The following is a 16,581-nucleotide window of genomic DNA, read 5'->3' as shown; positions in this document are numbered from 1 at the left end:
CCATCGTTTCCAATGTAGGCACATCACCACAACAAGCCATCACCACATCAGGTGTTGCATCTACGCTATTACCCGCCCATTGCCAAATGCCAATCCCTGCCTCGCAATGTTTAACAGCTGCCACCATATCTAACCATTGCGGCGCAGGATGCTTGCCTGCAATAACGACATTAACGTAATGACGACTTCGCAAACAATGATCCATTACCGACAGCAAGCAGTTAGCATCAGGCGGTAAATAAACGCGCACAATTTCAGCTTTTTTATTAATAACATGATCGATAAAACCCGGATCTTGATGGGTAAAACCGTTGTGATCTTGTCGCCATACATGCGATGCCAGTAAATAATTAAGTGAAGCGATTTTTTTACGCCATGGTAAACCTGCCGCCACTTTTAACCATTTAGCATGTTGATTAAACATCGAGTCAATAATATGAATAAACGCTTCATAACTATTAAACAAACCATGGCGGCCGGTTAATAAATATCCTTCAAGCCAACCTTCACATTGATGTTCACTCAGCATTTCCATTACTCTGCCACTAGGCGAAAGCTGCTCATCGTTGCTATGGGTTGCTGCATTCCACTGTCTATCGGTTACCTCTAACAGTGCACCTAAACCATTGGATACTGTTTCGTCGGGTCCAAATACTCTAAAATTACGTTGCTCGTCATTAAGCTCAACTATATCTCTCAAAAATGGACCTAAAACTCTGGTATCACCAATTCCTCGTATACCGGGAGAGATTACTTCGCATGCATAATCGCGAAAATCAGGCATATGTAAATCTTCTAGCAGCAACCCACCATTCGCATGAGGATTTGCCCCCATACGGCGATTCCCCGTTGGGGCCAATTCAGCAAGCTCTGGTAATAAACGCCCTTGTGAATCGAAAAGTGTTTCTGGATGATAGCTACGCAGCCAGCTTTCTAATAATTGCAAATGATCTGGATGAGCTGATGGGCTAGAAATAGGAACCTGATGCGCACGCGATGTTCCCTCTATCTGAAAACCATCTACGAGCTTTGGACCCGTCCACCCTTTAGGTGAAATGAGGATAATCATTGGCCAACGTGGACGAGTTGGATCGTTGTTATCGAGAGCATCTTTTTTTATTTTTTTTATTTGATGTATTGCGACATCAAGTGCTTTAGCCATAGCCTGATGCATTAGCTCAGGCTCATGTCCTTCAACAAAAATAGGGCTCCAGCCATAACCGAACATTAATTGCTCTAATTCTTCATGGGTAATACGCGCTAAAACGGTAGGATTGGCAATTTTATACCCATTCAAATGCAATATAGGGAGAACAGCACCGTCACTGATAGGATTAAGAAACTTATTAGAATGCCATGCAGTTGCAATAGGCCCTGTTTCTGCCTCACCATCACCCACCACACAAGCAACTATTAAGTCTGGATTATCAAATACAGCTCCAAACGAATGACTCAAAGAATAGCCCAGCTCGCCACCTTCATGAATCGAGCCCGGACACTCGGGCGACACATGACTAGGAATGCCACCGGGAAACGAAAACTGCAAAAACAGTTTTTGCATACCTGCTTTATCTTGGCTTATATCAGGGTAAATTTCACTGTAGGTCCCCTCAAGATAAGTATTAGCAACCATAGCTTGCCCGCCATGCCCTGGGCCAGATACATAAATCATATTTAGATCGTGTATTTTAATAATGCGATTTAAATGCGCATAAATAAAATTTTGCCCGGGTGTTGTTCCCCAGTGCCCAAGCAACATATTTTTAATATCACTTAGTATCAGTGGGCGCTCTAAAAGTGGGTTATCGCATAAATAAATTTGACCTACCGACAGGTAATTCGTGGCACGCCAATATGCGTCAATTAACTCTAATTCTTTTGATGTTAATGAAGGAAGAATCATATGCAGGGTTTCCATCTTGTCGCATCCAAAAATGCTTAAGCCATGCTCTATATAAGAGCATGGCGAGGATTAGCCAGCGCACTAACTACGCAGTGGTAGTTATGTCCTGTTTTTTTTGCTCGAATTCTTTTTTGTCAATATCGCCGCTGGCGTATCTTTCATTAAGAATATCAATTGCTGTTTTATTAGACTCTAACCCATAGCGTCTATGGGTTCGGTAGCTATAACCCCAATGGCTTAAACTCGATATGAGCAATAACCACATACCAAACCATAAAAACCAACCCCAACCTGAGTACCACTCACTCCAAAATTCATGACCCATTTTAATCTCCACTTAAAATATGGAGCGCAAAACACTTACACCCCAATTAATACAATGAGTGTAAGTGAGTGATATTATTGGTTCTGTTCGCTAGCGTACGCATTTATTATTGTTAATCATAAGTAGTTGTTTTATTGAGCATTTACTTGCTGTTTCTATTAAATTTTGTTTCTATTAAAGTTAATTTCTATTAAGCCAACCTTTACGCCAAAAAATAAATATCATTGCTGCCGTTATCAAAATAAAAACACACCACAAAACGGGATATGCCCAAGTCCAGTTTAGCTCTGGCATGTATTTAAAGTTCATTCCATAAATTCCAGCTATAAATGTTAACGGTATAAAAACAGAAGATATAATAGTAAGCACTTTCATAATTTCATTCATACGATTTGAAATAGCTGACATGTATAGCTCACTTAAACCGCTTACCATTTCACGGTATGACTCAATAATTTCAACAATTTGAATATTATGCTCATACACATCTCTAAGGTAAGGGCGCGTAGAGTCATCTATTCTGCCTCCTTCCTCGCGATACAAATGGTCGATAACCTCTCGCATAGGCCAAACAATTCTTCTTAATAATGCCAATTCTCGTTTAATACTATGGATATGATGCAGTACGTGGGGAGTTGGATTTTCAAGTGTTGTTACTTCAAGTTCCTCAAGGATATCGCCATATTGTTCAAGTACCGGAAAACATTTATCAACCAGTTCATCAAGTAATGCATAAAGTAAATAACCAGTACCATTTTTGCGAATACGACGATTTTCTGTATGCAAACGACCGCGAACGGATTGCCACACGTCTCCTGGTTTTTCTTGAAAACTCAGTAAAACATTGTCATATAAAAGTAAGCTAACTTGCTCAATATCAAGGATTGTATTATTGGGCTCATGCGTCTCTAGCTTCAACATGCTTAATACAACAAATAAATGATCGTCAAAAAATTCGATACGAGGTCGCTGAGGTACATGTAAAATATCTTCTGCGGTGAGCGTATGAAATGCGAAATGATGTTGAAGTAAACCAACAATATAAGAGTCTGTATTACTCACGTGGATCCACCTCACTGTTGCCCACTCGGGTTGAGGAGTTTTTAAAAACTCATCAATATCACTAACCTCTTTGGCTTCTATACGGCTAGCTGAATAATCTATATAACGTATAACAGCATTGTTTGATCTTGTTGGCGCTAAAACACCAGCAACGTATTCAACTTTGGGTGACGGCCCAGAAATAGTGTTATATTTATGTTTTCTCGACTTGCGCACATTATATAGCCCCAATGCTGGAGCACCCAACTTTCTCTTTTTATTATGTATTAACATTATATGCTCGATTACTTTATTTAAAGTTAGCTGAATAAAGTGAGTATTATCAACACTTACAGCGCGAATAAAAGTCAGTCACAAAGCCACGCTACTCAAAAATAAGCATAGAGTCCGTGCGCTAACACTCAAATATAATGTCAGTTTTAAAAATACACTTCGCACGTTCTAATTATTCTTGTTATAGCGTTACCTCAAAATCAATGAAAAATAACATTGCTTGTTCGTCAGCGCACAGACCTTTGTTTTTCAAAAGCCGAAACTGGAAATATTAATCTACTTATCGTTTGTACTTTACAGCTTATAAAAGCATGGTTTTTTATAGATAAGCATTAGGGTCTGTTGACCTTTTAAGATAGAAATTTGTTCTATCTAGGGGCTATTTAATCGCGGCGCAAGGTTTGCAACCTAGCGGGCTCGGTAAAAACCGAGCAAAGCTTCCGCATCCAGCTCACGCTCTAGAATTAACCCAAAGGGCTGCGCATGTTTAACCTCAAAAGATAAACGTGCCCTAAATAAGAAGAAAGCACTTGATAAGCAAAAGCGCGTTAAAAACTGCAAAAATAATGCATTACAAATGCAAATAACCCACTAAAAAGGATCGTTATTATGTTACGTAGTATGAAAGACTTAGAAGGTTGTGCAATCGCTGCTAGTGACGGTATTGTAGGCAAAGAAAAAGATTTTTTGTTTGATGACCTAGCATGGGTGATACGTTATTTTGTTGTAGAAACAGGCACGTGGCTATCGAGTCGCAAAGTTTTAATTTCCCCTATTGCGGTGCAAAACCCAAATTGGGATGAAAAGATTTTCCCTGTTTTAATCAGTAAAGACCAAGTTAAAAATAGTCCTGGTATTGATACTAATAAACCCGTTTCACGACAACATGAAATGGATTACCTAAACTACTATGGATACCCGTATTACTGGATCGGTACTAATTTTTGGGGAAGCGGGATATATCCCTACTCCTTATATCCTGGCAATGACATTTTTGAACATAGTGTCGAAGGTGCCCGCAGCGCAAATCTAATTCATAAAAGTATAAAAAGTCAGCATGATCAAAAAGGGGATCCTAATCTTCGTAGTTGCAAAGCTATTATTGGCTATAACATACACGCTAAAGACGGAGACATTGGCCATGTATCAGGGTTTTTAGTTGAAGAAAATACATGGGCGGTTCGTTACCTAATTGTTGAGACGAGCAATTGGTGGGGAGGACATCAAGCACTTATCCCGTCAGCATGGATTTACGAAGTGCAATGGCTCGACAACTCAATTTCAACTGATTTAGTTCGTAAAGCGATAAAAGATGCGCCGGTATATGAGCCAAATAAAGAGATAACTCAGGACTTTGAAGCAGCTGTTTTTCATCACTATGAACTTGCTGCATACTGGGAAAAAATTGCTAAAACAGTAAATAAACAAAGTTAAAACAGGCACAAATTCCAAAACAAGCGTGTCTTAATCTGCCTTTTATAACACTCTTACCAAGCAAATATTCAAGGACGATATTTGCTTTTATACTTAAAAACGTTTCCTCCAAATGTTACTTGTAAAACTCAGGTAAAATTCAAATAAAATAAGAGCAATACACATCAATATAAAACAATTTTTTATTTGAATTTAAATTGTATTCAATTAAATCCACTTTATAAGAAAAACCGTAGTTGAGTAAATCACTTATACTATCAATACTCGTATCTGCCTTTCGATAGGTAAGTAGCTGCTTAATATCGTGGGCATAATGTCCTTGACGTGGAAATATAGTTGTTAAATCATTTTTCCACTGCGCTTTCATAGCAGCTAAAATACGTAACTTATCATCTACCATTACATAATGTTTAGCGGGGTACTGCTCTTTTATTGCTGCAAGCATTTGCTCTTTGTGAACATATATCAACACCCTTCCCTCCACTGCATCCCATAAACCGGAGCGTAAAATTTTAAGTGGTTGTAATACAATATCGCCATCAGACAAAATAACGGTGGGGCCAAATTGTTGTAAATGTTCAATCACAGCAAGTGCGTTAGGATAAAGCCTTTCTTTATATGGATAATTAATTAAAAAAGAAGAAATCAGATGCAGTCTCGGATCATCAGAATGTTCCATTCGATAACACTGTAGTGCGCCCAAATAGTCGGCATAACCGAGTTCTTTACGAAGTTTTTCAAAAATAGACCAGTAATGGTCACTATTTTCACAACCAAATTCACCTTCTAAAAAATCTTTCAAATGGCTTAAAATAGTATCGCTATCGAGCAATGTATTATCAACATCTAGTAAAAATACGATATCGGGAACTGTTTGCACGCGCTGTCCTTAAAATAATTTAAGTACTTTATATTTTATTATATGAGTTTATTAATATTGACTCTGTACGGTATCGCGCCAAACAATGATTATTAAAGCTCATATATTCAACGCTCGTTACCTTCTCAAAATTACTATAAATACAGATAATGGGTGATTTATGTTCGCTGTGGCACAGACTCAAAATTGCAAAGCCATTAGGATAAAGCGGTCATACAAATTGTAGAATAGTCTTTTAAGCTATACGTAGTACTGCTTTTATACCAATTTGCTTAATTAAGTGAGCTATTTTGAGGTAAGAAAACCGTGTCGATAACAAGGCAAAAATTTCGTTATTTAGTTGTTCTTTATCAGAAATTTTTAACACAGTTAGCGTCAGGTTTATGCCCTCAAATTGATCAAGTATTATTGCACATTGGTATTACTATGATAAATCGAGCTTACATTCCACTTAAGATTGAGAATAATGTAACTACACTCAATGTTTTAATTTGGTATTAAGTTTTTTATTTTATCGAGTAATATTTTAGGAATAATCACATGAGTAATAACATCTCAAGTAATTCAGTATCAAAAACTAAACCTAATTTGAATAAAGAAGGTCTCAGCCGACATGACATGATTGAAGCTAAAGCTTACTCATTAGCGAGTGATCGTGACTTTACCGGTGACAATCACTTAAATGATTGGCTTGAAGCTGAAAAGGAAGTAGACGGACAACTACCAAAGTAGGTTAAATGTAAAAAGCCCACTAACAGCAGAACATACACAAATTTTAAAGCCCAGGCTCAATGAGCAACTTGCTGGGCTGTTTTGAAGCTATTACCGGATTTCATTTTTATGTAAATAAACTTATTAGATACCAAAATATATTAACTGATAATGGATAGTTTTCTAACGTTAGGTTTTTTTTCCATATAAGACTCCAACCTGTCTGTTTCTCTTTTTACAACCTCATAGCACTCGCAAGACTGAGACTCTAATTGAGGTCGGTCTATCACACTAATATGACCACGTTTATAAGTGATAATACCCAGCTTTTGTAGTTTACCAGCGGCCTCAGTTACCCCCTCACGCCTTACGCCTAACATATTTGCTATTAGCTCTTGAGTCATTATTAAATTGTTACTCGGTAAACGGTCAATCGATAGTAAAAGCCAGCGGCTTAGTTGTTGCACTATACTATGATGTCGATTACAAACTGCGGTTTGCGCTGTTTGGGTAATCAATGATTGCGTGTAACGTAACATGAGCATACGCATATCAGGCTCGCTATTAAATTGCCTGCGTAACTCACAAGCGGGTAAGCGATAAGCGGTACCAGCACTTTGCACAATAGCTCGGTTGGGGGTGCTTTCTCCCCCCATAAATACAGCTATACCTACAACCCCTTCATTACCGATAACTGATATTTCAGCAGATGAGCCATCAATCATCACATACAATAATGAAACAATACTATCTATTGGAAAATAAACGTAATCGAGCTTTTCACTTGTTTCATAAATAACTTCTCCAAGGGATAAATTGACTCGCTTTAAAAGCGGAAACATGCGGTGTTGTGCGTCAGTAGATAAAGCATTAAGCAGTTTGTTCTTCAATTGACCCATCTAATGTGAATTTCCTTTTTATATGCCCAACTTATAACTAATAAAACCTAAAAGTAATGGCTTTGAAAGTATGTAAGTCAGGATATTTTAATAATAAACTCGGATTTGTTTATACAGTTATTAGGCGCTAGAAATGAAAGGTCGTTGCTTTTTGATAATAAAAATTGTTCTATTTTTATTAAAGAATTTTAAGGTGCCTTTAATTATTTTATATACGTTTATTCACTTTAAATATAAGCCGACACTCCCAGCTGTACTTCACTGAAATAATAAGATACTCAATATAACAAGGCGAATATGTACGCTAACACACATAGTCTAAATTTATCTGCCTTTAGTTGATATATATGCATAATAGTTGATGAAATTTAAAGATAATCCACACCATAACATGGCGACAACTCACTGTTATAAAACACAAAATCTAACTCTACTATTAGACTATGTGTGTTGACGAACCGACCCTTAACGAAGCTTGTTATATGTTGATGTATGTATTCAACAATAAGATAAACTTTATGAATATTTTTAATGATTACTTGCTCACCTCTAATAACCAAAATAATTTAAAACATCTTTTTTTAAATCCAGTGATAAATTTAACCGTCAATATTTTCACTACGACGTTTAGTCTCAAGTATTTACCACGATGAATAAAAATAAGCTTATCAACATCCTTTCGCCGTTTTTCCCTTGGCTTAAATCAGCTCCCCCAAAAGAACAAATCCCCATTCGATCAGAGCTCTTAAGTGCTGAACAAATGGAAAAACATGCAAAATCACTAGCAAAAAGTCATATTTTAGATGCTAAAAACACTCAAGATCAGCTACTTGAGCGCCTAGACGAAAACGAAAAAATACTGATTAAAGCCAATAGTTTATTAACCATTGCCGTTAAAGCAAAGCAGCCTATAGTGCCCTCTGGTGAGTGGTTACTCGATAATTTTTATCTTATTGAAGAGCAAATTCGTACCGCTCGGCTTCATTTACCTAAGCACTATAGTCAGGAACTGCCACGTTTAGAGCAAGGTGCCTCTTTAGGTATGCCGCGAGTTTATGATATTGCGTTAAATGTAATTTCCCATGGCGACGGGCGTGTAGATAGCGAAATTCTAGCGCAATTTTTAGCCGCGTATCAAACCGTAACAACGCTTAACCTTGGTGAGCTCTGGGCCATTCCAATTATGCTAAGGTTAGCCTTAATTGAAAACCTACAACGCGTAAGTACACGTATCATAATCGCACGCCAGCACCTAAATCTAGCCCAACAGTGGGCTAATCAAATGTTAGAAATTGCTGAGCAAGACCCTAATAGTTTAATTTTAGTTATTGCCGACATGGCACGCTCAAAGCCTCCTATGGAAAGCGCTTTTGTAGCAGAGCTAACTCGTTTATTACAAGGGCATGGTTCGGCATTAGCACTTCCCCTTACTTGGATTGAACAACAACTAGCTGATTCGAGTTTAACCATAGAGCAACTAATACAAAAAGAGAATCAGCAACAAGCCGCTGATCAAGTCTCAATTAGCAATAACATTAGTAGCTTACGCTGGTTGACCGCGATGAACTGGGCGGATTTTGTAGAAGATCATAGCGCTGTAGAACACATTTTGCGCCAAGATATAGAGGGTGTGTATGGTTATATGGACTTTATCACGCGAGATAGTTACAGAAAAATCATAGATCAACTCGCTAAGCGAAGCTCATTTTCAGAAGTCGATATAGCTAAAAAAGCAATAAAATTAGCCCAGCAGGCTGATCAAGCCCAAACAATATCAAACACAACGCTTGCGCCTAACCATGTAGGCTACTATTTAATTGATAAAGGTATTACGCAATTAAAGCAGCGCATAACAGTAAAAACGCCTATTTTGAAAACGTTATTTTCGCAAGCCAAGCGTATAACATTAGTACTTTATTTAGGGGCAATTATATCCTTAACAGCCCTAATTAGTGCCTCTTTTATGGCTATGGTCGTTCCTAATAACATACCTCACTGGCAGTTTATTCTTTTAATAATTTTAACTTTATTCGGAGCAAGTCAATTAGCCTCAGCACTTGTAAACTGGATAGTTACCTTGCTAGTCGATCCACAACGATTACCCAGAATGGACTATTCAAAAGGGTTACCAGCGCAAAATAAAACATTCGTAGTAATCCCCACAATGCTTACCAGCTCTATAAGTATTGAGCAGTTATTAGAAGTACTCGAAGTTAGATTTTTAGGTAATCGCGATCAACATATACACTTTGCTCTACTGACCGACTTTACTGATGCAGAGCAACAAACACTCCCCACAGACGAAGCGTTGTTATCGCAAGTACGCCTTGGTATAGAAAACCTTAATGCCAAATATGCAGAGCCTTCTCTTTTACAGCAAGAAAGTCGCTTTTTTTTACTGCATCGCCCACGAACCTGGAATCCAAAAGAGCAAATTTGGATGGGGTTTGAACGTAAACGCGGAAAATTATCAGATCTAAACGCACTGCTTCGAAACCCAATAGAACATGCATTTGAACTTATCGTCGGTGATATTAACGATATACAAAAAGTTAAATATGTCATTACTTTAGATACCGATACACAACTTCCACGAGATTGTGCCCGTCAGTTAGTTGCGACCATGGCGCACCCTTTAAATCAACCAAGATTTGATGAAAAAAGACAATGTATTGTAGGCGGCTACGGCATTTTACAACCACGTATGGCAGCAAGTCTATCGGGACATAACCCTTCTCGTTACTCGCAATTATTTGGTGAAGAACCGGGTATCGACCCATATACGCGTTCAATATCCGATGTATACCAAGACCTCTTTTCACAAGGCTCATTTATCGGTAAAGGTATATACGATATAGATGCATTTGAACAAACACTTGGTAACCGTTTACCACAAAACCAAATACTCAGCCATGATTTACTCGAAGGTTGCTATGCTCGCTCAGGGTTGATTAGTGATGTGCACTTGTACGAAGAATACCCTACACGTTACAACACTGATATGTGTCGGCGTGAGCGCTGGATCAGAGGAGATTGGCAAATTGTGCGCTGGTTACTTCCTCGTGTTTTAAACACTCGAAGCGATAAATGTCAAAATCCTTTGTCACCTTTATCACGTTGGAAAATTCTTGATAATTTACGTCGAAGTATCGAACCATTCGCAATTTTTTTATTACTTACTGTAGGTTGGTTTACAGCAGCTAATCCATTGAAATGGACCCTTGCCATAAGTGCTATTTATTTATTACCGCCATTGCTGAGCGCGCTAATTTCGTCGATGCGCAAACCCGCAGAAATGCTGATGTCCCACCATTTGCATGATGTTTTACAGTGCTTTGTTCGTCAACTTATTCAAATCGGTTTTCGTTTAGCATGTTTACCTTTTGAGGCTGTGTTTAACTTAACCGCAATATTACGTAGTGCGGGTCGAATGCTGTTTACTCAACGTCGTTTATTAGAGTGGCATGTCACAGATCATAAATCTAATTATGTAGTAAATGCCTTAATAAATAGTTATTACACTATGTGGACTGCGCCATTTATTGCGATTACTTTAATCGCTTCGCTACTTTACTTTGCCCCTTTACACTTAACTTTTACAAATATATTAGCGGTATTTCCTCTACTTTTATTATGGCTTTTATCACCGGTTATAACATGGTGGTTTAGTGAGCCTAAACTCGATAATTTAGCGCCACTGAGCGACAAGCAACAATTATTTTTACAAACTATTGCCCGTAAAACATGGGCTTTTTTCGACCACTTTAACACTGCAGACGATCATTGGTTAATTCCCGATAACTATCAAGAGGAAGCCGGTCCTGTTATTGCGCACCGTACATCGCCTACTAATATTGGTCTGTCTTTACTGGCTAACGTTAGCGCCTATGATTTTGGTTTTATTGTACAAAGTGATTTAATTCAACGCACGCAAGATTGCTTTAATACACTCGATAAACTCGAGCGTCACGAAGGGCATTTTTATAACTGGTACGACACACAAACATTGCAACCTTTGCCACCGCGCTATATTTCATCAGTAGATAGCGGTAACTTAGCCGGTCACCTTTTAACTTTACAAATAGCATTAAAAGAACTCCCTTCTAAACCTATTGTTCACCCACAAATGTTTGAAGGCATAAGTATCACTTTGGCTATTGTGGCAAACTTGTTTAAAACATTGCAATTAGACTCAGAGCAAAATAAAAACAATATTATCGATACCGCTATTAATGCCATGAGCTCAATACTTAACGCTGTTCGTATCACTGCGCCTACAAATCTATATGACGTTGAACAGCACTTAATTACACTCAATAATAATGCGCGAATATTGTTAGAGAATATAAAGCAAGACGCTGCTAATGATTTAGATACAAAGTCGAAAGAGCATAAAGTATGGACTCAAGACTTACACAGGCAATGCCAGCGTACCCTAAACGAACTCTATTTATTTTCGCCATGGCTCAAACTAACTAATCCGCCAGTTAGCTTAAAACTGCAATTTCTTGATTCTAATATTTTGACAATGCAGCAATTAGTTAAACGTTGCCCCGACACTATTAACGCAATTGATGCGCTTTTATCATCGGTATTACCATCCGACGAAACTCAGTGGCTTTCTTCATTACGAATTCATACTTTAGCCAGTACACAGCTTGCCAAAGATTGCATTTCGCAATGTGACAAATTAGCCAACAGAGCGATTGAATTTGCACAAATGGAATATGCATTTTTATATGATGAGTCTCGCCATTTATTGGCTATTGGTTATAACGTAGATGAGCATCGACGTGACACCAGTTTTTACGATTTACTGGCATCTGAAGCACGTTTAGCCAGTTTTATTGCTATAGCACAAGGTAAATTGCCACAGCAAACCTGGTTCGCTCTAAGTCGCCTACTAACCAGCGCTGGCGCCGAGCCGGTGCTGGTGTCGTGGAGTGGCTCTATGTTTGAGTATCTTATGCCCATGTTAGTTATGCCTAGCTACGACGGTACATTGCTCGAACAAACTTGCCGTGCAGCGGTTACCCGACAAATTGATTATGGAAAAAGACAAAACGTACCGTGGGGCATATCTGAGTCGGCATACAATACGGTAGATGCTTCTCTTAATTTTCAATATCATGCCTTTGGCGTACCGGGTTTAGGGCTAAAACGAGGCTTATCAGAAGACCTCGTCATCGCTCCCTACGCGTCTGCATTGGCATTAATGGTTAACCCACAAGCCGCGTGCGAAAATCTTCAACTGTTAGCTGATAGTGGACTTGAGGGACATTACGGATTGTATGAGGCAATAGATTACACCCCTGCCCGTTTATCCAGAGATCAAAAAAGCGCAGTCATTCGCTCCTTTATGGCTCATCATCAAGGTATGAGCTTACTTGCATTGGCATATCATTTACTTGACCAGCCTATGCAAAAACGCTTTGAATCAGACCCTTTACTGCAATCAGCTTTGCTATTACTACAAGAGCGCGTGCCTAAAACATCTATATTCCAACCTCATATAGACCAATACGCAGAGAGCGGGGCTTTATTTGAACATGCAAAAATAAAGGTTAATCCACCTATTCCAGCCATTACCTCAACACCCCAAGTACAGCTACTTTCAAATGGTCGTTACCATGTAATGCTTACAAATGCAGGAGGTGGCTACAGCNCCGACTTAGCCGTTACACGGTGGCGTGAGGATCCTACTTGCGACAATTGGGGAACATTTGTCTACGTTAGAGATACAGCCACAGGCGACTTTTGGTCAGCAGCCCACCAGCCAACGCTAAAACCAGCCCAGTCGTATAGCGCATCATTTTCTGAAGGTCGCGCTGAGTTTCGCCGAAGCGATCAGCATATAGAAACTTACACTGAAATCGTTGTCTCTCCGGAGGACGATATTGAACTTCGTCGTATACGCTTAAGTAATCACTCACCCGATACCCGTACAATTGATATAACCACTTATGCAGAAGTTGTAATGGCAAATCCTGCAGCCGACCTTATGCAACCGTCATTTAGTAATTTGTTTGTACAAACTGAAATACTTCCATGTGGCAATGCTATTTTATGTACTCGTCGTGCACGCTCTGCTGATGAAAAAACACCTTGGATGTTTCATTTACTTTCAACACGCGACAATAGCAGCACAACAAAAGTCGGAACCCTGTCTTGTACAACTGATCGCATGCAATTTATTGGTAGAGGTCGCTCTTTGGTTTCACCACAAGCAATGCTAGAAATGGGCGAACTTGACTCTAAACAAGGGTCTGTGCTTGATCCTATTGTTGCTATTCGCGCCCCTGTGACTTTACTTGCTGGCAGTGTAGTAACACTCGATGTAATAACGGGTATGGCACAAAGTAGACAGGCTTGCCTTGCGCTAATTGCTAAATATCAAGATCATCACATTACCGATCGAGCACTTGATTTAGCATGGACTCATAGCGATGTGACCTTACGCCAAATTAACGCCAATGAAGCAGATGCTCAACTCTACCGGCAGTTGGCTGGGTACATTTTGTATGCCAATGCAACTCTTCGAGCTAACGCATCTGTACTAATACAAAATCGTCGAGGACAATCTGGACTATGGGGCTACTCAATTTCTGGCGACTTACCTATCATATTATTAAAAGTAGCCAGCGGTAATAATATTGAAATTGCCCGCCAACTTATTCAATGCCATGCATATTGGCGCTTAAAAGGGCTTGTCGCTGATTTAGTCATTTGGAATGAAGAGCAAGTTGGTTACCGACAAGGTTTGCAAGACCAAATTATGGGGCTAATCGCAACGGGTACTGAGTCTCATTATATTGACCGTCCTGGCGGGATATTCGTTCGCTCAGCAGAACAAATTTCGAATGAAGACCGCATACTGTTACAAGCCGTTTCGCGGATTATTATTGATCAAAGTGGCACATTGGCAGAGCAAGTAAACCGTCGAACGCTTGCAGAGAAAAACGTAAAGGGATTAATCCCAACTCAAGCATTACATCCCAAAATCAATCAAGCGCTTGGCAATACTCAAGAAAACTTACTTTTAAATAATGGACTGGGTGGGTTTAGTGAAGATGGTCGCGAATATATTATTACCACCACCGAAGCGAATAAAACCCCTCTGCCTTGGGTTAATGTGTTAGCAAACGCACATTTTGGCAGCGTTATTGACGAAAATGGTTTTGCTTATACGTGGAGCGAAAACGCCCATGAGTTTCGTTTAACGCCGTGGAGTGCAGACACTACAGGCTCATCTGGTGGCGAAGCCTTTTATTTACGTGATGAAGATACAGGTAAATTTTGGTCACCTTGTGCGATGCCAAAACGTGGGGCTAATCCCTATATAACCCGCCATGGCTTTGGTTATAGTACCTTTGAGCACAGTGAAACCGGCATCGAATCCTCTCTTTGTGTGTATGTAGATACACTCGACGCCGTAAAATACTCGGTATTAAAAATTAAAAACAACTCATTAACTACCAGGCGCCTAAGTGCAACAGGTTATGTTGAATGGGTACTTGGCGATCTTCGTTCTAAAACAGCGCTACACCTTGTAACAGAAATTGATGCTAAGAGCGGTGCATTGGTTGCCTCTAATGCCTATAACTCAGAGTTTGGTGGCAGAGTTGCTTTTTTTGACGTTGATGATATGTCACGAACACTAACAGGAGACCGTAGCGAGTTTATTGGTCGCAATAAAACATTACACGATCCCCAGGCAATGACTCGTACTCATTTATCTGGCAACTTAGGAGCGGCACTCGATCCGTGCGGTGCAATTCAAGTCCCTTTTGAATTGCAAAGTGAACAAGAGCGCACAATTATTTTTAGGCTCGGTGCTGCGCAAAATAAAGAGCAAGCAAGTACGCTTGCTTTAAAACTCAGAAAACCCGGTACAGCACGCATTGCACTCGAAAAAGTCACTGATTTTTGGCAGCAAACACTCGGCAGTGTGCAGGTTAATACCCCCGACCCTGCATTGAATGTATTAGCAAATGGCTGGCTTGTGTACCAAACTTTAGCATGTCGTTTTTGGGCTCGCAGTGGGTTTTATCAAAGTGGTGGCGCGTTTGGCTTTCGCGATCAGTTACAAGATGCCATGGCATTAATACATGCTTCGCCTGCATTACTAAGGGATCACATACTGTACTGCGCCACACGTCAGTATAGCGAAGGTGATGTGCAACATTGGTGGCATCCACCATCAGGGCGCGGTGTAAGAACACGCTGTTCAGACGATTATTTATGGCTACCATTAGCTACGTGTCGTTACATAAAAGGCACTGATGACATAACTATTTTAGATGAGCTAATGCCCTTTATTGAAGGTCGCCCCCTTAAAGACGACGAAGAATCCTATTACGACTTACCTTCTGTGAGTGCAGCAAGGTCGAGCCTTTATCAGCATTGCGTGTTGGCAATTGAGCATGGTTTACACTTTGGAGAAAAAGGTTTACCGTTAATGGGCTCAGGAGATTGGAATGACGGTATGAGCCTTGTTGGAATACACGGCAAAGGCGAAAGCGTTTGGCTGGGGTTCTTTTTATATAAAATACTACAAGAATTTTCACCTATTGCTGCATTACATGGCGATATAGAGTTTGCTACTCGTTGTGACGATGAAGCACAAAAACTACAAGGTAACCTAGCTAAACATGCATGGGACGGAGCTTGGTATCGTCGCGCATGGTTTGACGACGGAACCGCGCTGGGCTCATCACAAAGCCCAGAGTGCACTATTGACTCAATAGCGCAAAGTTGGTCAGTGCTTTCTGGTGCAGCTAATAATGAGCGCTCTACGCAAGCAATGTCGTCTTTGTATCAGCATTTGGTCAATAGCGATGATAAATTAATCCAATTACTCAATCCGCCTTTTGATAAATCAAAAATGAACCCTGGTTATATAAAAGGTTACGTCCCGGGCGTGCGCGAAAATGGCGGGCAGTATACGCATGCCGCTATTTGGGCAAGCATGGCATTTGCTCAACAAGGCGACAAAAAAAGAGCGTGGGAATTGATGAATATAATCAATCCATTAAATCATGCTAAAAACGCCGAACAAGTTGAAACCTATAAAGGCGAACCTTATGTCGTAGCC

Annotated in this window: 8 protein-coding genes; 3 read left to right on the top strand and 5 right to left on the bottom strand. The window is 39.7% G+C overall.

From position 1 onward, the window contains the following. The 3 genes from L654_RS0106445 to corA form a co-directional block, all read right to left on the bottom strand. The coding region (locus tag L654_RS0106445) for a phosphoketolase family protein (protein WP_033027726.1) at window positions 1-1,918 on the bottom strand (1,918 nt) is incomplete at its 3' end. A gap of 70 nt (window positions 1,919-1,988) precedes the next feature. Continuing rightward, a complete protein-coding gene (locus tag L654_RS0106440; protein ID WP_008168384.1) occupies window positions 1,989-2,228 on the bottom strand; it encodes an SHOCT domain-containing protein in 240 nt (79 codons plus the stop codon). A gap of 180 nt (window positions 2,229-2,408) precedes the next feature. Beyond that, window positions 2,409-3,506 (bottom strand): magnesium/cobalt transporter CorA, encoded by a 1,098-nt coding sequence (corA, locus tag L654_RS0106435; protein WP_225305725.1) that lies wholly within the window; start codon window positions 3,504-3,506, stop codon window positions 2,409-2,411. A gap of 666 nt (window positions 3,507-4,172) precedes the next feature. On the opposite strand from corA, the gene L654_RS0106430 reads away from it, so the two are divergent. Next, complete coding sequence (locus L654_RS0106430) at window positions 4,173-4,997, top strand: PRC-barrel domain-containing protein (RefSeq protein ID WP_024590346.1); 825 nt, start codon at window positions 4,173-4,175, stop codon at window positions 4,995-4,997. Window positions 4,998-5,136: 139 nt separating this feature from the next. On the opposite strand, the gene L654_RS0106425 is transcribed toward L654_RS0106430, so the two are convergent. Beyond that, window positions 5,137-5,877, bottom strand: a complete 741-nt coding sequence (locus L654_RS0106425; RefSeq protein WP_024607600.1) for an HAD family hydrolase — start codon at window positions 5,875-5,877, stop codon at window positions 5,137-5,139. Between the two features lie 540 nt (window positions 5,878-6,417). Here L654_RS0106425 and L654_RS0106415 point away from each other — a divergent pair. Continuing rightward, entirely contained in the window at window positions 6,418-6,609 is a 192-nt protein-coding gene (locus L654_RS0106415; RefSeq protein ID WP_024590348.1) for a DUF2934 domain-containing protein, read from the top strand. Window positions 6,610-6,749: 140 nt separating this feature from the next. Here the strand turns inward: L654_RS0106415 and L654_RS0106410 are convergent, their stop codons facing one another. Further along, a complete protein-coding gene (locus L654_RS0106410; RefSeq protein WP_024590349.1) occupies window positions 6,750-7,487 on the bottom strand; it encodes a Crp/Fnr family transcriptional regulator in 738 nt (245 codons plus the stop codon). A gap of 649 nt (window positions 7,488-8,136) precedes the next feature. Here L654_RS0106410 and L654_RS0106405 point away from each other — a divergent pair. After that, on the top strand, window positions 8,137-16,581 hold an 8,445-nt coding region (locus L654_RS0106405; protein WP_024607599.1), incomplete at its 3' end, for a glucoamylase family protein.

Origin of the sequence: Pseudoalteromonas sp. TAB23 (genome assembly GCF_000498075.1) — a bacterium.
Lineage (GTDB): Bacteria > Pseudomonadota > Gammaproteobacteria > Enterobacterales > Alteromonadaceae > Pseudoalteromonas > Pseudoalteromonas arctica.
This window is presented reverse-complemented; position numbering and strand designations above follow the sequence as displayed.

Coding starts and splice junctions, on each gene's coding strand:
- L654_RS0106440 (WP_008168384.1), bottom strand. CDS start 2,228: ATGGGTCATGAATTTTGGAGTGAGTGGTACTCAGGTTGGGGTTGGTTT.
- L654_RS0106430 (WP_024590346.1), top strand. CDS start 4,173: ATGTTACGTAGTATGAAAGACTTAGAAGGTTGTGCAATCGCTGCTAGT.
- L654_RS0106415 (WP_024590348.1), top strand. CDS start 6,418: ATGAGTAATAACATCTCAAGTAATTCAGTATCAAAAACTAAACCTAAT.
- L654_RS0106410 (WP_024590349.1), bottom strand. CDS start 7,487: ATGGGTCAATTGAAGAACAAACTGCTTAATGCTTTATCTACTGACGCA.